The 21,611-nt window shown below is 70.4% G+C and carries 18 protein-coding genes; 16 read left to right on the top strand and 2 right to left on the bottom strand.

What is annotated here, in order from left to right:
- The first annotated feature begins 2 nt into the window (after positions 1-2).
- Positions 3-695: a sulfite oxidase heme-binding subunit YedZ gene (locus D466_RS0117955; RefSeq protein ID WP_081630028.1), complete on the top strand. Its 693-nt coding sequence runs from the start codon at positions 3-5 to the stop codon at positions 693-695.
- Between the two features lie 23 nt (positions 696-718).
- Here the strand turns inward: D466_RS0117955 and lysA are convergent, their stop codons facing one another.
- Entirely contained in the window at positions 719-2,017 is a 1,299-nt protein-coding gene (gene lysA, locus D466_RS0117950; protein ID WP_018915089.1) for a diaminopimelate decarboxylase, read from the bottom strand.
- Between the two features lie 68 nt (positions 2,018-2,085).
- Entirely contained in the window at positions 2,086-2,295 is a 210-nt protein-coding gene (locus D466_RS24215) for a lipoprotein (RefSeq protein ID WP_156004436.1), read from the bottom strand.
- A gap of 23 nt (positions 2,296-2,318) precedes the next feature.
- Between D466_RS24215 and cyaY the strand changes: the two genes are divergently transcribed.
- The 15 genes from cyaY (at position 2,319) to tssI (ending at position 21,576) form a co-directional block, all read left to right on the top strand.
- Positions 2,319-2,648, top strand: coding sequence for an iron donor protein CyaY (gene cyaY / locus D466_RS22265; RefSeq protein WP_018915088.1), 330 nt, complete (start codon positions 2,319-2,321; stop codon positions 2,646-2,648).
- A gap of 250 nt (positions 2,649-2,898) precedes the next feature.
- Complete coding sequence (locus tag D466_RS0117940; RefSeq protein WP_018915087.1) at positions 2,899-3,978, top strand: pilus assembly protein PilM; 1,080 nt, start codon at positions 2,899-2,901, stop codon at positions 3,976-3,978.
- Entirely contained in the window at positions 3,975-4,571 is a 597-nt protein-coding gene (locus D466_RS0117935) for a PilN domain-containing protein (RefSeq protein WP_018915086.1), read from the top strand. Before D466_RS0117940 ends, D466_RS0117935 begins: the two co-directional genes overlap by 4 nt.
- Before the next feature lie 16 nt (positions 4,572-4,587).
- Positions 4,588-5,265: a type 4a pilus biogenesis protein PilO gene (locus D466_RS0117930; protein ID WP_018915085.1), complete on the top strand. Its 678-nt coding sequence runs from the start codon at positions 4,588-4,590 to the stop codon at positions 5,263-5,265.
- Positions 5,262-5,804: a pilus assembly protein PilP gene (locus tag D466_RS0117925; protein ID WP_018915084.1), complete on the top strand. Its 543-nt coding sequence runs from the start codon at positions 5,262-5,264 to the stop codon at positions 5,802-5,804. Before D466_RS0117930 ends, D466_RS0117925 begins: the two co-directional genes overlap by 4 nt.
- Positions 5,801-8,032 carry a type IV pilus secretin PilQ family protein gene (gene pilQ / locus D466_RS0117920; protein ID WP_038166773.1) on the top strand — a complete coding sequence of 744 codons (2,232 nt, stop codon included), beginning with the start codon at positions 5,801-5,803 and terminating at the stop codon, positions 8,030-8,032. The genes D466_RS0117925 and pilQ overlap by 4 nt, the downstream gene beginning before the upstream one ends.
- A 52-nt stretch (positions 8,033-8,084) precedes the next feature.
- Positions 8,085-8,645, top strand: coding sequence for a shikimate kinase (locus tag D466_RS0117915; protein ID WP_018915082.1), 561 nt, complete (start codon positions 8,085-8,087; stop codon positions 8,643-8,645).
- An 88-nt stretch (positions 8,646-8,733) separates the two neighbouring features.
- On the top strand, positions 8,734-9,831 hold the full coding sequence (aroB, locus tag D466_RS0117910) for a 3-dehydroquinate synthase (protein WP_018915081.1): 1,098 nt from the start codon (positions 8,734-8,736) through the stop codon (positions 9,829-9,831).
- A gap of 19 nt (positions 9,832-9,850) precedes the next feature.
- Positions 9,851-10,972 (top strand): deoxyguanosinetriphosphate triphosphohydrolase, encoded by a 1,122-nt coding sequence (locus D466_RS0117905; protein ID WP_018915080.1) that lies wholly within the window; start codon positions 9,851-9,853, stop codon positions 10,970-10,972.
- A gap of 87 nt (positions 10,973-11,059) precedes the next feature.
- On the top strand, positions 11,060-11,596 hold the full coding sequence (locus tag D466_RS0117900; protein ID WP_018915079.1) for a MarR family winged helix-turn-helix transcriptional regulator: 537 nt from the start codon (positions 11,060-11,062) through the stop codon (positions 11,594-11,596).
- A complete protein-coding gene (locus D466_RS0117895) occupies positions 11,593-13,065 on the top strand; it encodes an efflux transporter outer membrane subunit (RefSeq protein WP_018915078.1) in 1,473 nt (490 codons plus the stop codon). The genes D466_RS0117900 and D466_RS0117895 overlap by 4 nt, the downstream gene beginning before the upstream one ends.
- A gap of 46 nt (positions 13,066-13,111) precedes the next feature.
- Positions 13,112-14,386 (top strand): HlyD family efflux transporter periplasmic adaptor subunit, encoded by a 1,275-nt coding sequence (locus tag D466_RS0117890; protein ID WP_018915077.1) that lies wholly within the window; start codon positions 13,112-13,114, stop codon positions 14,384-14,386.
- Positions 14,387-14,413: 27 nt separating this feature from the next.
- On the top strand, positions 14,414-16,012 hold the full coding sequence (locus D466_RS0117885; RefSeq protein WP_018915076.1) for a DHA2 family efflux MFS transporter permease subunit: 1,599 nt from the start codon (positions 14,414-14,416) through the stop codon (positions 16,010-16,012).
- A gap of 44 nt (positions 16,013-16,056) precedes the next feature.
- Positions 16,057-16,704: a histidine phosphatase family protein gene (locus tag D466_RS0117880; RefSeq protein ID WP_018915075.1), complete on the top strand. Its 648-nt coding sequence runs from the start codon at positions 16,057-16,059 to the stop codon at positions 16,702-16,704.
- 288 nt (positions 16,705-16,992) lie between these two features.
- Entirely contained in the window at positions 16,993-21,576 is a 4,584-nt protein-coding gene (gene tssI / locus D466_RS0117875; RefSeq protein ID WP_018915074.1) for a type VI secretion system Vgr family protein, read from the top strand.
- Positions 21,577-21,611: the final 35 nt, after the last annotated feature.

Genomic DNA, 21,611 nt, shown 5'->3' with positions numbered 1-21,611 from the left:
ACATGAACTCCCCCGTTCAGGACGCCGCCCCCCGGGCGGCGCCAGGCCCCTCGCGCGCCGCCGTGGCGCCGGGCCTGCGGCTGCGCCGCGCGCTGCTGGCGTCCCGCGGCACCAAGCCGGTGGTGTTCGTGCTGGCGGCCACGCCCTTTGTCGTGCTGGCATGGCGCGCGCTGCACAGCGAACTCGGCGCCAATCCGGCGCAGCAGGTGATCTGGACCACCGGGCTGTGGGCCTTGCGCATGCTGATGATCACGCTGGCCGTGACGCCCTTGCGAGTGATCACAGGCTGGGTGGAGCTGGCGCGCCTGCGGCGCATGCTGGGCCTGTTCGCCTTCGGCTACGCCTTGCTCCATTTCACCAGTTACCTGGGGCTGGTCAACGGTTTCAGCCTCACCGAGGTGCTGCAGGACGTGGTGCGCCATCCCTTCGTGCTGGCGGGCATGAGCGCGCTGCTGTTGATGCTGCCGCTGGCGCTGACCTCCACCAACGCCATGGTGCGCCGGCTTGGCGGCGCGCGCTGGCGCGCGCTGCACAAGCTGGTCTACGCCATCGGCATCATCGCGGTGTTCCACTATTGGTGGGGCAAGCTGGCGAAGAACAACACCGCCGATCCCAAGTTGTACGCGCTGCTGCTGGCGCTGCTCCTGGGCTGGCGCGTGGTGCAGGCTCTGCGCGCCCGCGCGCGCCGGGCCTGAGCCGGGCGAGGCCCGGCGGCGGGCTAATCCTGCAGCGGGTGTTCGCCGCGCAGCAGGTCCTGCAGGCTCTCGCGCTCGCGGATGAGCTGCGCTTTGCCGCCGTCGACCAGCACCTCCGCGGCGCGCGGCCGGGTGTTGTAGTTCGAGGCCATGGCCATGCCGTAGGCCCCGGCCGACAGAATGGCCAGCACGTCGCCCTCGCGCAGGTCGAGCTGGCGGTCGCGTCCCAGCCAGTCACCGGATTCGCACACCGGGCCGACCACGTCGTAGTGCATGGCCTGCGCGCCGTCGCGCGCCTGTGCCGGCTCGATGCGTTGCCAGGCCTCGTACAGCGCCGGGCGCATGAGGTCGTTCATGGCCGCGTCCACCACCGCGAAGTGCTTCTCCAGGCTGCTTTTCAGGGTCACCACCTCGCACAGCAGCACGCCGGCGTTGCCCACCACCGAGCGGCCCGGCTCGAGCAGCACCTGCCGGTGCCCCTGGCCGCGCGCCTGCAGGCGCTCGCACAGCGCGTCGATCCATTGCGCGGGGCTCGGCGGCGTCTCGTCGGCGTAGCGGATGCCCAGGCCGCCGCCCAGGTCCAGGTGGTGCAGGCGCACGCCGTCGCGTTCGATGTCGTGCACCAGGTCGAGCACGCGGTCGAGCGCGTCCAGGTAGGGGCCGATCTCGGTGATCTGCGAGCCGATGTGCACGTCGATGCCCAGCACGCGCAGATGGGGCAGTTGCATGCACTGCGCGTAGGCCTGGCGCGCCTGCGACTGCGCGATGCCGAACTTGTTGTTGCGCAGGCCGGTGGAAATGTAGGGATGGGTGCGCGGATCCACGTCGGGGTTGATGCGCAGGCTTACCGGCGCCGGCACGCCGGTGCTGCCGGCCACGCGGTTCAGGCGCTGCAGTTCGCTCAGCGACTCCACGTTGATGCACTGCACCCCCGCGCGCAAGGCGGCCTCGATCTCGGCATCGGTCTTGCCCACGCCGGAGAACACCACCTGGGAAGCGTCGGCGCCGGCCGCCAGCACGCGCGCCAGCTCTCCGCCCGAGACCACGTCGAAGCCCCAGCCCAGGCGCGACAGCAACTGCAGGATGGCCAGGCTGGAGTTGGCCTTCACCGCATAGCGCAGCGCCACCGGGCGATCCCCCACGGCGTCGGCATAGGCGCGCGCCGAGGCCTCGATGGCGGCGCGCGAATACACGTACAGCGGTGTCCCGAAACGCGCGGCCAGTTCGGCCGCGGGCAGCGACTCGACCATCAGCGTCGCGCCGTGGCGGGCGATGTGGGGGTGGCCGGGCAGCGTCTCGGACAGGTGCGGGGAGTGGGGCATGGGCAAGGATGACGAGTGGGGAGGGCGGCGGCGCCTCGGGGCGCCGCCGGCTTGGCCGCGGCCTGGGCTCAAGAGCCGCCGGGCGCGGATGCCGGCCGGCCGGGCGGCTGCGCGGCGGAGGCCGCCGCCGAGGCAGCCGGCACGCTCGCGGTGGCCGCCGGTGCCGCCGGCAGGTACAGCGGCCCGGGCTGGCCGCAGCCGGCCAGACCCGCGGCCGCCGCCAGAAGGGCCGCGCGCAGAGCCCGGCGCGAAGCTCCTAGAATGGAAGTTCCAAGCATGAATTCAGTGTATCAGTGGGCCCATGGACGACCTGTCGCAATCGCAGTACCTGGATCTCGCCGAGCAGGCGATGCGCGCCGTGGAAAACGCGGCCGACGCGGCGGACCTCGACTCCCGGCGCGACGGCTCGGTGCTGAATCTCGAACTCGACAACGGGGAGCAGGTGATCATCAACCTGCAGGCCCCCGTGCAGGAGCTGTGGTTGGCGAGCAAATCCGGCGCCTATCACTTCCGCTGCACGCAGGGCCGCTGGCGCGATACCCGGGAAGGCCTCGCGTTCGGCGAACTGCTGCGGCGCGCGGTGCTCGAGCAAGGCGGCCCGCAGTTGGAACTCGACCCCCTGCTCGGCTGAATTATTGCGGCGCAGCATCGGCGCCGGATGGATTTTGCGCGGTGTTTTCGACGCCGCGGCGCTTGCAACCCCCCTCAATGCGTGGGTGATTTGCAACGAAACCTGTAGCTAGCCGGGAAAATTCCACAGCCTGCAAAATGGTTGTTGCTAGGATCTGGAACAAACGCCCATTTGACGCCATGGCGTATTTTCAGTCCGTGGCGCGAACTTATGGGCCAAAGCGGATGTTCTGGATCAACAGGGGGGCGAGTTGTCCATCTTCGGCAGCCTGTTTCGCAAGCGCTATGCGCCGCTGATGGGGTTGGACATCAGCAGCTCCAGCGTCAAGTTGGTGGAGCTCGAGCTCGACCAGCAAGGACGCTACACGCTCGTGCGCGCCGCGATCGAGCCCCTGGAGAAGGGGGCGATCGCCGACGGCACCGTCGAGAAACCCGACGAGGTGGCCGAGGCGGTGCGCCGCCTGATCAAGCGCAGCGGCACGCGTACGCGTGACGTGGCGCTGGCGCTGCCTTCCTCGGCCGTCATCAGCAAGAAGATCATCCTGCCCGGCGACCTGCGCGAGGAGGAGATCGAGGTGCAGGTCGAGAGCGAGGCCAACCAGTACATCCCCTTCGCCATCGAGGACGTCGCGCTGGACTTCTGCGTGCTCGGCCCCAGCCTGGGTTCGCCGGGCGACCAGGAAGTGCTGATCGCCGCCTCGCGCCGCGACAAGGTGCTCGAGCGCCAGGCCATCGCCGAGGCGGCCGGGCTCAAGCCGCGCATCCTGGACATCGACGCCTTCGCCTCGCGCCTGGCCGCGGGGCGCCTGATCGAGCGCCTGCCGCGCGGCGGGCACGACCTGCTGGTGGCCATGTTCGAGATCGGCGCCTCCAGCACCTCGATGCAGGTGCTGCGCAACGGCGAGACCCTGTACGACCGCGACCAGACCTTCGGCGGCCAGCAGCTCACCCAGGCGATCGCGCGCCACTACGGTTTCTCGCAGGAGGAGGCCGAGGCCAAGAAGCGCAGCGCCGACCTGCCCGACGACTACACCAGCCAGGTGCTCGAGCCCTTCGTCGCCGGTATGGCGCAGGAAGTCATGCGGGCGCTGCAGTTCTTCTTCCGCGCCACGCCGAACAGCAAGGTGGACTACATCCTGCTGGCCGGGGGCACCGCGGCGCTGGCCGGCCTGGTCGAGCGCATCACCGAACTGACCTCCACCGCCTGCCTGGTGCTCAACCCCTTCGAGGGCATGGCCATCGGATCCGAAGTGCGCGAGAAGAAGCTGCGCCTGCAGGCTCCGAGCTATCTCACCAGTTGCGGTCTGGCCATGCGCAGGTTCCTGCAATGAACATCGTCCTGATCAATCTGCTGCCGCACCGCGAGGCGCGGCGCAAGAAGCGCCGCGAGGCCTTCTACGTCGGCGCCGTCGTCGCGGTGGTGCTGGGCGGGCTGCTGCTGGCGCTGGGCGATGGCGTGCTCAGCGCGATGATCGACGCGCAGCAGTCGCGCAACAACTTCCTGCAGTCGCAGATCGCCATCCTGGACCACCAGATCCGCGACATCGCCACGCTGCGCCAGGAAATCGACAGCCTGCGCGCGCGCCAGAAGGCGGTGGAGGACCTCCAGTCCGACCGCAACCTGCCCGTCTACCTGTTCGAGGACCTGACCAGCAAGACGCCGTCGGGCGTGCAGCTGAGCAGCGTGCAGCAGCAGGGGCGCAACGTGCTGATCCAGGGGACCGCGCTGAGCCAGGAACGCGTGGCCGACCTGCTGCGCAACCTCTCCGACGGCAAGGGCTGGCTGGAAAAGCCCGAGCTGATCGAGATTCGTTCGACGCAACGCCCCGGTATCGGCCAGGCGGTGTCGTCGTTCCAGCTGCGAGCCACGCTGAAGACGCCCGGCGCGCCGGGCGAGCCGGCGCCCAAGGCTGGCGCGCACTGACCGAGAAGCTTCCAGCATGGCCAATCCCTTGTCGATGCGGATCGATTTCGCCACGCTCCAGGAGCGTGTCGCCGGGCAGTTCCGCGGCCTGAACCAGAACGACCCCGGCACCTGGCCGCCCATACCCCGTTTCACGGTCTACGCGGTGATCCTGGTGCTGGCGCTCGCCGCCGGCTGGTACTTCTGGCTGTCCGGGGTCAAGCAGCAGCTCGACAGCTCGCGCCAGCAGGAGGTGCAGCTGCGCTCGACCTACAAGGCCAAGCTCGCGCAGGCCGTGAGCCTGGACCTGCTCAAGGCGCAGAAGGCCCAGGTGCAGCAATACGTGCTGGTGCTGGAAAAGCAGCTGCCGGGCAAGGCCGAGATGGACGCCCTGCTGTCGGACATCAACCAGGCCGGGATCGGCCGCGGCCTGCAGTTCGACCTGTTCCGCCCCGGCCAGGTGGACGTGCGCAACTACTACGCCGACCTGCCGATCGCCATCGAGGTGCAGGGAAGCTACAACGACCTGGCGGCCTTCACTTCGGACATCGCCAAGCTCTCGCGCATCGTGACCATCAACAACGTCAGCATCAGCAACGGCACCCAGGGGCGCCTGCGCATGGACGCCACGGCGATGACCTACCGCTACCTGGACGCCGACGAGATCGCCGCCCAGCAGGGGCGGGCAAATCCCAAGCCGAGGGGCAGGAAATGACGGCTGCGCGCGTTCTCCGGCTGGGCTGCGCCGTCGGCGCGGCCGCCCTGCTCGCCGGCTGCGGAGGCAGCCAGCACGAGGACTTGCGCGCCTGGATGGCGCAGCAGCGTGCCCAGCTGCACCCGCAGGTCAAGCCCATCGAGCCTCCCAAGCCCTACATCCCGGCCAGCTACAGCCTGGCCTCGCAGGTCGACCCCTTCTCCGGCGCCAAGCTCGAGACCGGCGTGCGCCAGGAGATGAACCGCCTCAGTCCCGAGGTACTGGCGCAGATGAACCGGCCCAAGCAGCCGCTGGAACAGTACACGCTGGACCAGATCCAGATGGTGGGCAGTCTGCTCATCAAGGGCCAGCGCTACGCGCTGCTCAGGGCGGGCAACCTGCTGTTCCGCGCGCACGTCGGCGAGTATGCCGGGCAGCATTACGGGCGCATCACGCAAATCACCGAAGACCAGGTGGTCCTGAATGAACTGGTGCAGGACGCAACCGGCGACTGGGTGCAACGCACCGCAACCCTTCAATTGCAGGAGAGCAGCAAATGACGTCCCTTCGGCCTGAACGTGCGAGCGTGGCCCGTTGCCTGGCCGGCGCGGCGCTGCTGTGGGGGCTTGCGGCGGGCTGCGCCGCGCATGCCGCCAACGTCCTGCAAAGCCTCAACGCCAGCAGCCAGAGCGGCCAGGTGGTGGTCGACCTCAAGTTCGCGCAGCCGCTGAGCGCGCCGCCGGCCGGCTTCACCATCGACCAGCCGGCCACCGTGGTGCTCGACTTCCCCGGCGTGAGCTCGGACCTGGGCATGCACGCGCTGAGTTCCTCCGAGGGCAACCTGCGCTCGGCCGACGTGGTGCAGGCGCAGGGGCGCTCGCGCGTGGTGCTGAACCTGCGCGAGAGCACTACCTACACGACCAGCATCCACGGCGACGAGCTGCGGGTGACCATGGCCGCGCCGCGCAACGGACCCGCCAACTCCAGCGCCAGCACCACCCCGGTGAGTGCGCCGGTGCATTTCGCGCAGCCGATGAATTCCCAGCAGCTGGCGCTGCACAGCGTGGACTTCCACCGCGCCGCCGACGGATCCGGGCGCATCGTCGTGGGCCTGCCGAACAACCAGGTCGGCGTGGACATCCGCCAGCAGGGCCAGAACATCGTCGTCGACTTTCTCAACACCACGCTGCCGGCCGACCTGCGCCGGCGCATGGAAGTGGGGGACTTCGCCACGCCGGTGAAATCCGTCACCGCCTTCCAGATGGGCGACAACGTGCGCATGGTCGTGCAACCCACCGGCGCCTACCAGCAAAGCGCCTACCAGGCGGACAACCAGTTCGTGCTGGAAGTGCACCCGGAAACGGCCAAGCCCAACCAGCTGGTGGCGGGCAGCGGCCCGGGGTACCACGGCCAGAAGCTGTCGCTGAACTTCCAGAACATCGACGTGCGCTCGCTGCTGCAGGTGTTCGCCGATTTCACCGGCCTCAACGTGGTGGTCAGCGATTCCGTCACCGGCAATCTGACGCTGCGCCTGAAGGACGTTCCGTGGGATCAGGCACTGCACATCATCCTGCAGGCCAAGGGCCTGGGCGAGCGCAAGGACGGCAACGTGCTGTGGATCGCGCCGCGCCAGGAGATCATCGCGCGTGAGCGCAGCGAACTCGAGGCCGCCAAGTCGGTGCAGGCGCTGGAGCCGTTGAAGACCGAGACCTTCCAGCTCAACTACCAGAAGGCGGCCTCCGTGGTGGCGCTGCTGACCGGCGCCACCGGCGGCGTGCAGCAGGCCACGCCCAACACGGCTCCGGTGCCCTATCCGGTGCTGACCAGCGGCAACACCAGCGCCACCAGCACCTCGCGCATCCTTTCGCCGCGCGGCACGGTGATCGCCGACCCGCGCACCAACCAGATCTTCGTCACCGACGTGCCGTCGAAACTGACCGAGATCGCCAACTTCATCCACAAGATCGACAAGCCGGTGCGCCAGGTGCTGATCGAGGCCCGGGTGGTGGAGGCCACGTCGCAGTTCGGCAGCGAACTCGGCGCGAAGCTGGGTTACTGGAACAACAACACGCCGGGCGTGGGAAACAACCCGGGCGCAGCCTTCGGCGGCAACTACCTGGGCGTGGCGCAGGCCACCGGGCAGAGCCTGGCCACCGGCGCCGCGCTGACCGACACCCAGTTCGTCAACCTGCCGGCGACCACCATCGCCAACTCGGTGCTGTCGGGCGCCAACCCCGGCACGCTGGCGATCAGCCTGTTCAACGCCGGGGCCAACCGGTTCATCAACCTCGAACTGTCGGCCCTGGAAGCGGACGGCAAGGGCAAGGTGATCTCGGCGCCGCGGGTGATCACCGCCGACATGCAGGAAGCCCACATCGAGCAGGGCACCGAGATCCCCTACCAGCAGGCGACTTCCAGCGGCGCCACCGCGGTGTCCTTCGCCAAGGCCGTGCTCAGCCTGGACGTGACTCCGCAGATCACTCCCGACGGCAACATCATCATGAACGTGGCCGTGCACAAGGACAGCGTCGGCCAGAACACCAACAACGGCCCGGCGATCAACACCAACACCGTCAGTACCCAGGTGCAGGTGGAGAACGGCGGCACCGTGGTGCTGGGCGGCATCTACTCGTCCACCGAGAGCAACCAGACCGACAAGGTGCCGCTGCTGGGCGACATCCCGGTGCTCGGCTACCTGTTCAAGACCAATAGCAAGAGCGTGCAGAAGGACGAGCTGATGGTGTTCCTGACACCCCGCATCGTCACCAGCGCGGATCTCACCCGCTGATGGGCCTGGCGCCGCGGCCCCCGGCCGCGGCGCATCGCGCCCACTGCCCCACGTGCCCCTGAAGCCACGCATTTTCCTGGTCGGCCTGATGGGGGCCGGGAAGACCACCGTGGGGCGTACGCTGGCTCAGCGCACGGGCCTGCGCTTCGCCGATAGCGATCACGAGATCGAACGCCGCCGCGGGCAGACGGTCAGCGAGATCTTCGCCCAGGATGGCGAGGCCGCGTTCCGCGAACTGGAGCAGCAGGTCATCGACGAACTCACGCGTCTCGAGGGCGTGGTGCTGGCCACCGGCGGCGGTGCGGTGCTGCGCGAGCCGAACCGGCGCGCGCTGCACGAGCGCGGCACCGTGGTCTACCTGCGCGCCGGCCCCGACGAACTGGCCCATCGCATGCGCAACGACCGCACGCGCCCGCTGCTGCGGGCCGCCGATCCGCGCGCGCGGCTTCGCGAGCTGTTCCGTCAGCGCGATCCGCTGTACCGCGAATGCGCGCATTTCGTGATCGAGACCGGACGCCCGTCGCCGTCCATGCTCAGCCAGCTGGTGCTGGCACAGCTCGAACTGGCCGGGGTCGTCCCCGCGGAGCACGCGAAGGACCCCGAGAGGTCCTGAACGGCCGAAAAGGCCTTCGACGGCCGGCGCCGGCGCGGCTTCTACAATGCGGGGCTTTCCAGCCCATCGCAAGCCGAGCCCTCCGCCCATGACCAGCGTTCGCGTCGAACTCGGTTCGCGCTCCTACGACATCCTGATCGGCAGCGGCCTGCTGCGCCAGTCCTCCAGCTTCTCCGCGGTGGCGCGCCCGCGGGCCACCGCGCTGATCGTGAGCAACACGACGGTGGCGCCGCTGTACGCGCAGGTCCTGGAGCAGTCGCTGCAAGGGCAGTTCGCGCGGGTGCTGCACTGCGTGCTGCCGGACGGCGAACAGTACAAGGACTGGCAGACCCTGAACCGGGTGTTCGACGCACTGCTGGAGCAGCATTGCGACCGCCGCAGCGTGCTGTTCGCGCTGGGCGGCGGCGTGGTCGGGGACATGGCCGGCTTCGCGGCCGCCTGCTACATGCGCGGAGTGGCCTTCGTGCAGGTGCCCACCACGCTGCTGGCGCAGGTCGATTCCTCGGTGGGCGGCAAGACCGGCATCAACCACCCCGCGGGAAAGAACATGATCGGGGCCTTCCACCAGCCGCGGCTGGTGGTGGCCGACATCGACACCCTGCGCACGCTGCCGGCGCGCGAACTCAGCGCCGGACTGGCCGAGGTGATCAAGCACGGCGCCGTCGCCGACGAGGAGTTCTTCGTCTGGCTGGAGCACAACATGGAGGCGCTGCGTGCGCTCGAGCCCGAGGCCGTGGCGCACGCGGTGCGCCGTTGCTGCGAGATCAAGGCCGCGGTCGTGGCCCGCGACGAGACCGAGAGCGGGGCACGCGCGCTGCTGAACTTCGGCCACACCTTCGGCCACGCGGTGGAAGCCGCGATGGGCTATGGCGCCTGGCTGCACGGCGAGGCGGTGGGGGCCGGCATGGTGGTGGCGGCTGAGCTCTCGGTGGAGCGCGGGCTGCTGGGACGCGAGGTGCTGCGCCGGCTGCGCGATCTCGTGCAGCGCGCGGGCCTGCCCACGCGCGTGCCGGAACTTCCGGCGGCGCGCTATCTCGAGCTCATGCGCGTGGACAAGAAGGCCGAGGCCGGCGAGTTGCGTTACGTATTGATGGACGCGCTGGGCAGCGCGCAGCTGCTGCCCGCGGGCGACGCCGCGGCCGCCTCCGCGCTGCTCATGCACGGCGCCACGCCGGGCTCGGCCTGAAACGGCAGGGGAGGCCAACGTGATCGCCCCTTACGCCTGCCACCCCGATCGATCGCGCGGACGGCGCCACGAGGAACCGCCCCCGCGCGATCGCAACGACTTCCAGCGCGACCGCGACCGCATCGTGCATTGCGGCGCCTTCCGCCGCCTCGAGTACAAGACCCAGGTGTTCCTCAACCACGAGGGAGACCTGTTCCGCACGCGCCTCACCCACAGCCTGGAGGTGGCGCAGATCGCCCGCTCCATCGCGCGCGGGCTGGGGCTCAACGAGGACCTCACCGAGGCCATTTCCCTGGCCCACGACCTGGGCCACACGCCCTTCGGCCATGCCGGCCAGGACGCCCTGGCCGCCTGCATGCGCGAGCGCGAGCCGGGCGGCGGGGGCTTCGAGCACAACCTGCAATCCCTGCGCGTGGTCGACCGCCTGGAGGAGCGCTACGCGGCCTTCGACGGCCTGAACCTGTGCTTCGAGACCCGCGAGGGCGTGCTCAAGCATTGTTCGCGGCGCAATGCCGAACGCCTGGGCGACGTGGGCGAGCGATTCCTGCAGGGGCGCCAGCCCAGCCTGGAGGCCCAGGTGGCGAACCTGGCGGACGAGATCGCCTACAACAACCACGACATCGACGACGGCATCCGCTCGGGCCTGCTCGAGTTGGAGCAGATGGAGGCCGTGCCCTTTTTCGGCGGCCACCTGCACGCCGTGCGCGCCGCCTACCCGGGCCTGAACGCCAAGCGCGTGCTGGCCGAGACCATCCGGCGCATGATCTCCGCGCTGGTGGCGGACCTGGTCGAGCAGACCGCCGCGCGCATCCGCGACAGCGCCGTGGCCAGCCCCGACGAGGTACGCGCTGCGCCGCCGCTGGCCGCCTTCAGCGCGCCCGTGCGCGAGCAACTCGCGCAACTGCAGCAGTTGCTGCGCAAGGCGCTGTACCGGCATCCCCGCGTGCTGCGCACCACCACCAAGGCCTCGCGGGTATTGCGCGAACTGTTCGCCGCCTATGCCGACGACCTGCGGCTGCTGCCGGTGGAGCACCAGCGCGAGCACCGGCAACTGCGCGCCATCGCCGACTACGTCGCGGGCATGACCGACCGCTACGCCATCCGCGAGCACCGCAAGCTGTTCTCCGTGCAGGACTGGTAGTCCGGGGCCATCCCGTAAAAACCACACATCGCGTGTGGATTAAGTCGATGTCCACACAGTATTTGCCTGTGCAAATATTATGTAGGCATGAAAGCGATCTCCACCCCCGCCAGCCAGCCCAGCCAGGGCGAGCCGGCCGACCGTTTCTACGACGGATCGAAATTCTCCGGCGAGGAGTCGGTGGGTTACTGGATCAAACAGGCCTACCAGACGCTGCAACGCAACCTCGATGCCGAGATGCAGGGTTGTGATCTCACCGGCATGCAATGGGGCCCGCTGTGGCTGATCAGCCGCGGCAAGGCCGACACGGTGGCCGCATGTGCGCGCGAGGCCGGCATCGATGCCGGCGCGATGACCCGCATGCTCGACCGTCTGGAGGCCAAGGGCCTGCTCGAGCGCACGCGCAGCACGCAGGACCGCCGCGTGGTGCACGTGAGCCTGACCGAGCACGGGCAGGAGGCCGCCGATCGCATTCCCTATTGCCTTGCCGAGGTGCTGAACCGCCAGTTGCGCGGCTTCAGCCGCGAGGAGGCCGACACCCTGCTCGGCCTGCTGCGGCGCTTCGTGAGCAACGGCGGCGCCTGCGGCGACGCCACCGCCCCTTCCGACGAACCCCAACCATGAACCTCAAGCCTTTGTTGCATCCCCTTGGCTCCCGGCGGCCCGCGGCGTGGCGCCTGGCCGCGCTGGCCGGCGTGCTCGCCGTGCTGGGCGGCTGCGCCTCGACCGGTTCGAGTCGGCCGCAGGCGCGCATGATGGACGCGAAACAGCTGGGGCTGACGGCCACCGCCGCCACCTTCCCCACGCAGGAATGGTGGGCCAGCTTCGGCGACGCCGATCTGGACCGCCTGGAGCAGCAGGCCCTGGCCGGCAGCCCCGACCTGCAGCAGGCGCAGGCGCGCGAGCGCGAGGCCCAGGCGGCCGCGGGAGTCGCCCACAGCTCGCTGCTGCCCCACGTGGGCGCCGCGCTGTCGGGCACGCGCGAGCGCTTCAGCGCCAACGGCTACTTCCCTCCGCCCATCGGCGGCAGCATCTTCAACGAGGAGCAGCTCACCCTCAACGCCGGCTACGAGCTGGACTTCTTCGGGCGCAACCGCGCGCGATTGCGTGCCGCGGTCGGGCAGCAGCGCGCAGCGCAGGCGCAGGTGCAGGCGGCGCGGGTGATGCTCACCTCGGACGTCGCCGCCACCTACTTCCGCCTGGCCGGACTGGTGGCGCAGGAGCAGGTGCTGCGTGCCAGCCTGCAGCAGCGCCGCAGCATCGCGCGACTGGTCGGCGAGCGTGCGCGCGCCGGCCTGGACAACACGCTGCAGCAACGCCAGGCGCAGGCGCAGATTCCGCAGCTGCACGTGGACCTCGATGCCAACCTGCAGGCGCAACAGCAGGCGCGCCATGCGCTGGCCGCGCTGATCGGCGCCGGCCCCCAGGCCACTGCCGGGCTGCACCCGCGCCTGGCCGAGGTGCCGGTGCCGCAACTGCCGCAGCAACTGCCCATCAGCCTGGTGGGGCGCCGGCCCGACGTGGCGGCGGCGCGCTGGCAGGTGCAAAGCGCGCTGGCGTCGGTGGACGAAGCCAAGGCCCGGTTCTATCCGAACGTCAACCTCTCGGCCTTCATCGGCTTCGACACGGTCAGCTTCAGCAAGTTCCTCGACACGGGAAGCCGCGAGTTCGGTGTCGGCCCGGCGATCGACCTGCCGATCTTCGAAGGCGGCGCGCTGCGCGCCAACCTGCGCGCGCATGACGCCCAGGCCGACGAGGCCATCGACGAGTACAACGCCACGCTGGTGCGCGCGGTGCGCGAGGCCGCCGACGCGATCTCCCAGCGCCGCTCCACGCAGGCCCAGCTTCAGTCCCAGGGCAGGGCCCTGACCCTGGCCAGCCAGGCCCACCGCCTCGCCGGCGAGCGCTACGGCGCCGGCCTGGGCAACCAGCTGAACGTGCTGCAGACCCAGGAGCCGGTGCTGCAGCTGCAGCAGCTCGGAGCCCGCCTGAAGACCCAGGCGCTGGTGGACGACGTCGCACTGATCCGCGCACTCGGCGGCGGCTACGACGCCGGAACCGGCGCGCAGCCCGCGACCGCCCAGGCCCGCTGAACCCGAACACCACCCCAAGACCACCAAGAATTCCACGGAGCTTCGAATGAGCGCCAATCCGCAATCCAACAACCCGACCCCGAACGGCGAAGCCGACGCGAAGGCCGCACGCCGCCGCAAGCTGATGCTCGGAGCCATCGGCACCTTCGTCGTGCTGGGCGTGGTCTACGGCGGCTACCAGTACTGGCAATCCACGCGCGAGGTCAACACCGACGACGCCTACGTCAATGGCAACCTGGTGCAGGTGACCCCCCAGGTCGGCGGCACGGTCACCGAGATCGGCGCCGACGACACCCAGGTGGTGCGTGCGGGCCAGACCCTGGTGCGCCTGGACGGCGCGGACGCCCGCGTCGCGCTGCAGCAGGCCGAGGCCCAGCTCGGGCAGGCCGTGCGCGGACTGCGCGTGACCTATGCGCAGACGGCGGCGCTGCAATCCCAGGTGGCGGTGCGCGAGACCGACGTGGGCACCGCGCGTGCCAACCTGGCCAAGGCCGAGGACGCGCTACAGCGCCGGCGCAAGCTGGCCGGCACCGGCGCGGTCGGCGCCGAGGAACTGCGCCAGGCGCAGATCGCCGTGCAGGAGGCCCAGAGCTCGCTGCAAACGGCGCAGAGCGGCGTGAAGGCCGCGCGCGCGCAGGTGGCCGCCAACGAGGCGCAGACCGCCGGCACCGTGCTGGCCCACAACCCGGCCGTGCGCCTGGCCGCGGCCCGCGTGCGCCAGGCCTACCTGGCGCTCGAGCGCAGCGACGTGGTGGCGCCCGTCAGCGGCGTGGTCGCGCGGCGTACCGTGCAACTCGGCCAGCGCGTCGCCCCGGGCACGCCGCTGATGACCGTGGTGCCGCTGGATACGCTGTGGGTGGATGCCAATTTCAAGGAAACCCAGTTGCGTGAATTGCGCATCGGCCAGCCTGCCACGGTGGTGGCCGACATCTACGGCAGCCACGTGAGCTACGACGGCAAGGTCGTGGGCATTTCCGCGGGCAGCGGTTCGGCCTTCGCGCTGCTGCCGGCGCAGAACGCCACGGGCAACTGGATCAAGGTGGTGCAACGCCTGCCCGTGCGCATCGCGCTCGACCCCGCGGAATTGCGCAAGCACCCGCTGCGCGTGGGCCTGTCCACCGAAACCACCGTGGACATCCGCGACCACTCCGGCACCCCGGTGATCGGCCTGGCGCCGACCCAGCCTGTGGCGCAGACCGACATGTACGCCGCCAACTGGGCCAAGGCCGACAAGCTGGTGGCGCGCATCATCGCCGAGAACGTCGGCGGCATGCCCGCCGCCGAGGTCGGCTTGCACGCCGCCCGCGCCGCGCGCCGCTGATCCGGCATCCCGCACCGGAACCCCACCATGACCGATCGTGCCGTCATCGAGGAAGCCGCGGCGGGCGCCACGCCGGAGCCCTCGCACCCCACGCACCTGCGCCCGCTCACCGGCGGCGCGCTGGTGCTGGGAACCGTGGCGCTGAGCCTGGCCACGTTCATGAACGTGCTGGACACCTCCATCGCCAACGTGTCGCTGCCGGCCATCGCCGGCGACCTGGGGGTGAGTTCGTCGCAGGGCACCTGGGTCATCACCTCCTTCGGCGTGGCCAACGCCATCGCGGTGCCGCTGACCGGCTTCGTCACCCAGCGCTTCGGCGCGGTGAAGGTGTTCGTCACCAGCATCCTGCTGTTCACGCTGTTCTCCTTCCTGTGCGGGCAGGCGCCGAGCCTGCCGGTGCTGATCCTGTTCCGCGTGCTGCAGGGCGCCTCGGCCGGGCCGATGATCCCGCTGTCGCAGACCTTGCTGTTGTCGAGCTACCGCACCGAACGCTCCGGCATGGCGCTGGCGATGTGGTCCATGACCACGCTGGTGGCCCCCATCACCGGGCCCCTGCTCGGGGGCTGGATCACCGACAACATCTCCTGGCCCTGGATCTTCTACATCAACGTGCCGGTGGGCCTGATCTGCGCCAGCGTGACCCTGACCATCTACCGCAGCCGCGAGACTCCGACGCGCAAGCTGCCCATCGACTGGACCGGCCTGGGCCTGCTCGTGGTGTGGGTGGGTGCCCTGCAGATCATGCTGGACAAGGGCCAGGAACTGGACTGGTTCGGCTCCAGCCTGATCCGCATGCTGGCCATCGCCGCCTTCATCGGTTTCGTGCTGTTCCTGATCTGGGAACTGCACGACGAGCACCCGGTGGTCGATCTCAGCCTGTTCAAGATCCCGAACTTCACCATCGGCACCATCATGCTCGCGCTGGCCTACGGCATGTTCTTCGGCTCGCTGGTGCTGCTGCCCCTGTGGCTGCAGGAATTCGTCGGCTACACCGCCACGGACGCCGGAGAGGTGCTCGCGTGGGTGGGCCTGTTCGCGCTGGCCATCTCGCCGGTGATCGGGCGCTACGTGCAGTCGGTGGACACGCGCTGGCTGACCACGGTGTCCTTCGTGGTGTTCGCGCTGGTGTTCTGGATGCGCTCGAAGTTCACCATCGGCGACACCTACTGGGACTATTCGCTGCCCACCGTGGTGCAGGGCATCTCGACCGCGATGTTCTTCATTCCGCTGCTGGCCATCGTGCTCGGCGGGCTGCCGCCGCATCGCATCGCGTCGGCTTCGGGGCTGTCGAATTTCGCCCGCATCACCGCGGGCTCCTTCGGCACGTCCATCTACACCACCTGGTGGGCCAACCGCGCCATCCTGCACCACGTGCAGTTGTCCGAGCACATCGCGCAGGGCAATCCGGCGGCCGATTCCGCCCTGGAACTGGCCGGCCGGCTGGGGCTGAACCACCAGCAGGCGCTGGGCCTGATCGACCGCCTGGTGCAGCAGCAGTCCTACACCATCGCGGTGGACGAGATGTTCCGGCTGAGCGCCTGGCTGTTCCTCGCGCTCATCGTGCTGGTCTGGCTGGTCAAGCCGGCGCGCAACGGCGTCAAGGTCGACGCCAGCGCCGCGCATTGATGCCAGCACGGGGGGATGCGCGGGTCCCGGGTTAGGATCCGCGCATGCCCCAAGACACCTCCACGCTGTTGCTGTGCATACGGCACGGCGAGACCGACTGGAACGCCGCGCGGCGCATCCAGGGCCACACCGACATCGAACTCAATGCCCGCGGCCTCGCGCAGGCCGAGGCCCTCGCGCAGGCGCTGGCCGGGCAGGCCCTGCACGCGGTGTACAGCAGCGACCTGCGGCGCGCGCGCCGAACCGCCGAGCCGCTGGCACGCGAGCAAGGCTTGGCCCTGCGCTTCGAACCGGCGCTGCGCGAGCGCGCCTTCGGCCGGTTCGAGGGGCGCAGTTTCACCGAACTCGAAACCCTGCACGCGCAGGATTGCGAGCGCTGGCGCAAGCGCGACCCCGACTGGGGCGCCCCCGGAGGCGGCGAGGCCCTGCGGGCCTTTCAGGATCGCATCCACGGCGCCTTGCTGTCCATCGCCCGGGGCCATCGCGGCCAGACGGTGGCGGTGGTGACCCACGGCGGCGCGCTGGACTGCCTGTACCGCATCGCCACCGGCCAGGAACTGCACGCGCCGCGCACCTGGGAACTGCGCAACGCCGCCATCAACCGCCTGCTGGTCAGCGAGGACCACGTCGGCCTGGTGGGCTGGAACGACTGCGGGCACCTGGATCAGGTGCTGGACGAGAGCGGGGCGTAGCGAGGCGCCTGCCGCAGCTCGCGGAGCCGGGCCCGCGCGAGCGTTTCCCGCACGCTCCCGCTGTCCGCCCCCCATCGCAATTCCCCCACGACTTCTGAGCGCCCCCAGGGCCGGGCTGCGCCCAGCCCGCCCCCCGTGGGGGTCAAGAAAACTTGGGGCGGCCCTGCAATTCCTTGAGAGCCCAGTGGAACTTTTCGCGCGCTCGGCACTCTGACACGCAAGAGCCTTGCGTGCGGCCGCGGCATCGGCGGCCGCGGCGTGTGGGGCGGGTGGCAGGAGGCCGTGGGCATGGAGTACGAGGAATCGCAGTGGTCGCGCACGGGGGTGGCGCAGCGTTTCGCGCTGCGGGTGAGCGGCCCGGCGCTGCGCGCGCTCAGCCCGCCCGAGCTGAGCGAGGAGGAGGTGGCGTTGAGCTGGCGGGTGGTGGAGCTCGAGGGCCACGAGGCGCTGGACGAGCTGTTCAGCTACCGCATCCGTCTGAAGCGTGCGCGGGGCTTCGACCCCGAGTGGAAGCGCTGGCAGCGCGACGCGCGCTCGGCGCTGGGGCAGGCGCTGACGCTGCACGTGGGGCTGCCCGGCGGGGGGCGGGAGCACCGCGCGGGGCCGCACACGTGGACCTGGGTGCAGGGCTGGCGCCCGATCAGCGGGGTGCTCACCCACATCACCCACATGGGCTGGGACGAGCGCGACGACGAGTACGAGATGGAGCTGGGCCCGTGGCTGTACGCGGCCACGCTGCGGGGAGACCGCCGCATCTACCAGGACCTGGACGTGCGCGAGATCCTGGAGGAGCTTCTGGGGGCCTACCCCGGGCCGGTGGAGTGGAGGCTGGCGGAGTCCTACCCCCGGCGCGACTTCCAGGTGCAGTACCACGAGACGGACCTGGAGTTCCTCGAGCGCCTGGTGCAGGAGTGGGGCATTCACTACCACTTCGAGCACGAGGTGGGGCGCTGCCTGCTGGTGCTGGGGGACAACCTGTCGGCCTTCCCGCCGCCGAAGGCGCCGGCGTACGAGCGGCTGTGGTGCCTGGAGGGCAGCCTGGGGGGAGGGCACGAGCCGCGCTGGGCCAGGCACCCGGAGTGCATCGAGGCGCTGCACTGGTGCGAGAAGCTGGTGCCGGGGCGCTGGGAGGGCTCGGACTACGACTACCAGCATCCGTGGTGGGTGAGCACGGTGAGCGAGCGCGACGAGCTGCCCACGGCGCACGGCGACCTGGGCGGGAGCCACTGGAGGGGGCACGCCGGGGTGGACGTGGCGCAGCCGGCGGCCGGGCACCTGCCGCCGCGGCGCGGGCAGGACAGTCTGCGCGAGCAGGCGCAGTGGCTGGCGCGCAGGCGGCTGCAGGCGCTGCGCGCGCCGTACCAGCGCGCGCGCGGGCATGGGGCGCTGCGCGGGGTGCAGCCGGGCACGCGGCTGTACGCGCAGGGGCACTGGAACGCGCCGTGCAACGACTACTTCGTGGTGCTGGGCACGCGGCTGCGCATGGCCGCGCCCGAGGGCTGGAGCGCGCCGCCCTGGGAGTGGTGCGAGGCGCGCGAGGACGGGGCCTGGGAGCTGCGCTGCGAGTTCGAACTGCAGCCCACGCGCACGCCGGTGCGTCCGCCGCTGCGCCGGCCCAAGCCGCCGGTGGAGAGCTTCCAGACGGCCGTCGTGATGGGCCATACGCCCATGCCCGGGCGCTACCCCGGCGAGCCCTGCGTGGACGCGCTGGGGCGCATCCGGGTGCGCCTGGACTGGGACGAGCGCCAGCCGCACGACGAGCGCGCGAGCTGCTGGGTGCGCATGGCGGCGCCGGCGGCGGCCGACCAGGCCGGGGAGATCTGGGTGCCGCGCGCCGGGCAGGAGGTGGTGCTCAGCTTCCTGGAGGGCGACTGCGACACCCCGGTATGCGTGGGCGCGCTGTACAGCGAGGCCAACCCGCCGCCGTGGACGCTGCCCGAGAACGCCGCGCTCAGCGGCATCCGCAGCCGCGAGCTGAGCCTGCGCCACGGGGGCAACCGCGAGGCGGGGCTGAGCAACCAGCTGGTGTTCGACGACACGCCGGGGCAGCTGCAGGCGCAACTGGCCAGCGAGCAGGCGCGCAGCCAGCTCAGCCTGGGGGTGCTCACCGAGCTGCTGGGGGTGAAGGGGCGGGGCCACCCGGTGCACGGGCGCAGCCGAGGCGAGGGCTTCGAGCTGCGCAGCGACGGCGAGGGGGTGGTGCGCGCCGGGCGGGGGCTGCTGCTGAGCACCCATGCGCGCAAGCGCGCGGTGGGGGCGATGCTGGGGCTGCACGAGCCGCTGCGCCAGCTGCGGCGGGCGCAGGCGGCGTGGATGCGCGCGTTGCAGGAGGAGTACCAGTTCGACCTGAACGACCCGCACTGGAAGGTCGACCGCGAGGAGTTCCGCCGCCGCGTGCACGCGCACGTGCGCAAGCTGCAGCGCTGGAACGAGCAGGCGCGGCAGGAGCTGCGCGAACGCAACGAGTCCCAGCGCATCGGCGCGCGGGCGCAGGCCCAGCGTGAGAAGCAGCAGGGCGGCGCGCAGCCCGCAGGGGCGGGCCAGGCGTCGGCCAACGCCCCGGGCAACGCCCCGGCCCACGCGCGGGCCCATGAGCCCACGCCCGATGCGAAGCCCGCCGAGGCCGGCGACACCGCGGACGGCCCCGTCTCGCCGCTGCTGGTGTCCAGCGCGGGCTCGCTGCTGGGGGTCAGCGACCAGGGCATCCGGCTGGTGGCCCAGGGCAGCCTGGCGGTCGGCGCCGGGGGCGACGTGCAGCTCAGCGCCGCGCGCAAGCTGCTGCTCAGCGCCAGGCGGGGGCTGCAGGTGCTGGCGCGGCGCGCGGGGCTGTTCCTGGTGGCGCGCGCCGGGCTGGTCAAGCTCGAGGCGCACCAGGGCGAGATGCGCCTGGAGGGGCGGGACATCGTGCTGGAGTCGGCCGAGGACTGGGTGGAGATCGTGGGCGAGAAGGAGCTGGTGGCCGAGTTCGGCAACACCCGGCTGCGCCTGAGCGAGGAGGGCATCGAGATCGAGGCGCCAGCGGAGTTCATCGCGGAGGCGGCCCGCCACGGCTTCGACGGTCCCACCACGCTGCGCCGGGCGCTGGGCCTGCCCGACGACGTAGCGGTGCGGCGCTGCGACGTGAACGCACCCGGGCAGCCCGAGGACCCTCCGGCGCCGCCACGGCGCATCGTGCCGGTGGTGTTCCTGCCCGGGCTCATGGGCTCGCACCTGCGCCTGAGCCGCGAGCGCACCGCGCGGCTCAAGCGCAAGGACAACCGCGCCTGGCGCCCGGATGACAAGCTGTTCACGCTGAACACCGTGCGCTCGGCACGCCCGGACGAGCGTCAGCTCAACTTCGATCCCGAGCAGACCGAACTCGACCGCTACGAGGGCACAAGCGATCCGCAGCGCTTCGACGCCAGGCCCTTCGACGACCAGCGCCACGACAACGTGCCGCGCATGCCCGAGGTGGAGCCGCTGCTGACGCGACGCCCGAACCAGAGGCATCTCGCGGCCTTCGAACTGGTGTGGAGCCAGGACCAGCGCGAGCTCGACGCCGGGCGCAAGGGCCGGCTGCGCGGCTGGAGCGAAGTGCACCTCCAGAGCTACGGCGAGGGGCTGAGGGAGGTGGAGCAGCGCATGAACACCGTGGTGCGCGACGCGCGCGACCAGCGTGAATCCGCGCTGGCCGGCTCGGGGCGCCTGAGCAACGCCTGGCTGCCCTTCAGCGCCTGGCGCGGCAGCTACAGCAGCGCCGGGCTGCAGGATCGGGGTCCGGTGGGAGTGCAGCCCGCGCGCTGGGGCCGGCTGCGCGACGACAGCGCCCAGCCCCTGGTCGAAGACGACCTGCTGGGCCTGAGCGACACGGTGTACCCGGTGCACGCCATGGGCTACAACTGGCTGCGCCCGAACGCGCAAAGCGCCGTCGAGGTGGCCGAGCGCATCCGCGAACTCATCGCGCATTACCGCGAACTCGGCCAGGCGCTTGGCGTCAGCTGCGACCACGTGCTGGTCTACACCCACAGCATGGGCGGGCTGGTGGCGCGCGCGCTGGCGCACCCGGACATAGGCGGGCTCACGCCCCAGGAACTCGGCGGCGTGAGCTTCGGCGCCATGCCCACGCACGGCGCGGGCACCACCTACAAGCGCATGCGCGCGGGCATGGCCGGCGAGGGTCAATGGTTTGATCGCTGGCTCATCAATCCGATCCTGGGCAGTACCGCGCGCGAGATGGCCCCGGTGATCGCCAACGCCAGCGGCCCGCTGGAGTTGTTCCCGGCCGGGGCCTACGGCGACGACTGGCTGCGCGTGCAGTGGATCGATGCCCAGGGCCGGCAACAGATGAAAGTGCTGGATGTGCAGCGCGCCATCAGCGATCCCACCTGCTGGTGGCGCGTGGTCAACCCCGAGTGGGTGAATCCGGCGAAGCAGGATCCTGACCGTGCCTCGTTTCAGTCCACTGCGATACGCATCGGGAGTGCCAGGCAGTTCCACGACGACTTGGCCAATGCGCCTTCGCCGACGAACACCCATGGCTGCTACGGCAAGGATTCGAAGCAACAGACCTGGGGCAACGTGATCTGGTTCTGCGAAGCGCCCATTCCAGCCACGGCGGACCCCGACCCCTGTTCTTGGGACTTGGTGGGTGATAACGCCAGCGGGACGATCCGCGTGCGCAGCGGCGGCGCGGAGTTCGAACTCAAGCTGCACGCGCCGATCGACGCGGGAGACGGCACGGTTCCCGCCGAGCGCTCCGGATCCAAGGCTCTCGTGAGCGGCTGCCTGTGGGAACAGGCTGGTTACGCCCATCAGGAGATCTATCGCGTCGACGAGGCTCTGTCAGCCACCCTATACGCCATGGTCCGCATGGACCAGAAGTTCCACCCTTGAACCGAATCCGCCATGGACAACTTCCGAAGACGCCT

The organism is Thiomonas sp. FB-6 (assembly GCF_000377645.1).
Classification (GTDB): Bacteria; Pseudomonadota; Gammaproteobacteria; order Burkholderiales; family Burkholderiaceae_C; genus Thiomonas_A.
The sequence above is the reverse complement of the archived record's forward strand: the minus strand, read 5'-3'. Positions and strand labels throughout refer to the sequence as shown.

Excerpts from the sequence above, each read along its gene's own strand:
- lysA (WP_018915089.1), bottom strand. The coding sequence starts at position 2,017 with ATGCCCCACTCCCCGCACCTGTCCGAGACGCTGCCCGGCCACCCCCAC.
- D466_RS24215 (WP_156004436.1), bottom strand. The coding sequence starts at position 2,295 with ATGCTTGGAACTTCCATTCTAGGAGCTTCGCGCCGGGCTCTGCGCGCG.
- D466_RS0117895 (WP_018915078.1), top strand. The coding sequence starts at position 11,593 with ATGAACCTCAAGCCTTTGTTGCATCCCCTTGGCTCCCGGCGGCCCGCG.
- pilQ (WP_038166773.1), top strand. The coding sequence starts at position 5,801 with ATGACGTCCCTTCGGCCTGAACGTGCGAGCGTGGCCCGTTGCCTGGCC.
- D466_RS0117955 (WP_081630028.1), top strand. The coding sequence starts at position 3 with ATGAACTCCCCCGTTCAGGACGCCGCCCCCCGGGCGGCGCCAGGCCCC.
- D466_RS0117935 (WP_018915086.1), top strand. The coding sequence starts at position 3,975 with ATGAACATCGTCCTGATCAATCTGCTGCCGCACCGCGAGGCGCGGCGC.
- D466_RS0117890 (WP_018915077.1), top strand. The coding sequence starts at position 13,112 with ATGAGCGCCAATCCGCAATCCAACAACCCGACCCCGAACGGCGAAGCC.
- D466_RS0117880 (WP_018915075.1), top strand. The coding sequence starts at position 16,057 with ATGCCCCAAGACACCTCCACGCTGTTGCTGTGCATACGGCACGGCGAG.
- aroB (WP_018915081.1), top strand. The coding sequence starts at position 8,734 with ATGACCAGCGTTCGCGTCGAACTCGGTTCGCGCTCCTACGACATCCTG.
- D466_RS0117885 (WP_018915076.1), top strand. The coding sequence starts at position 14,414 with ATGACCGATCGTGCCGTCATCGAGGAAGCCGCGGCGGGCGCCACGCCG.
- cyaY (WP_018915088.1), top strand. The coding sequence starts at position 2,319 with ATGGACGACCTGTCGCAATCGCAGTACCTGGATCTCGCCGAGCAGGCG.
- D466_RS0117925 (WP_018915084.1), top strand. The coding sequence starts at position 5,262 with ATGACGGCTGCGCGCGTTCTCCGGCTGGGCTGCGCCGTCGGCGCGGCC.
- D466_RS0117930 (WP_018915085.1), top strand. The coding sequence starts at position 4,588 with ATGGCCAATCCCTTGTCGATGCGGATCGATTTCGCCACGCTCCAGGAG.
- D466_RS0117900 (WP_018915079.1), top strand. The coding sequence starts at position 11,060 with ATGAAAGCGATCTCCACCCCCGCCAGCCAGCCCAGCCAGGGCGAGCCG.
- tssI (WP_018915074.1), top strand. The coding sequence starts at position 16,993 with ATGGAGTACGAGGAATCGCAGTGGTCGCGCACGGGGGTGGCGCAGCGT.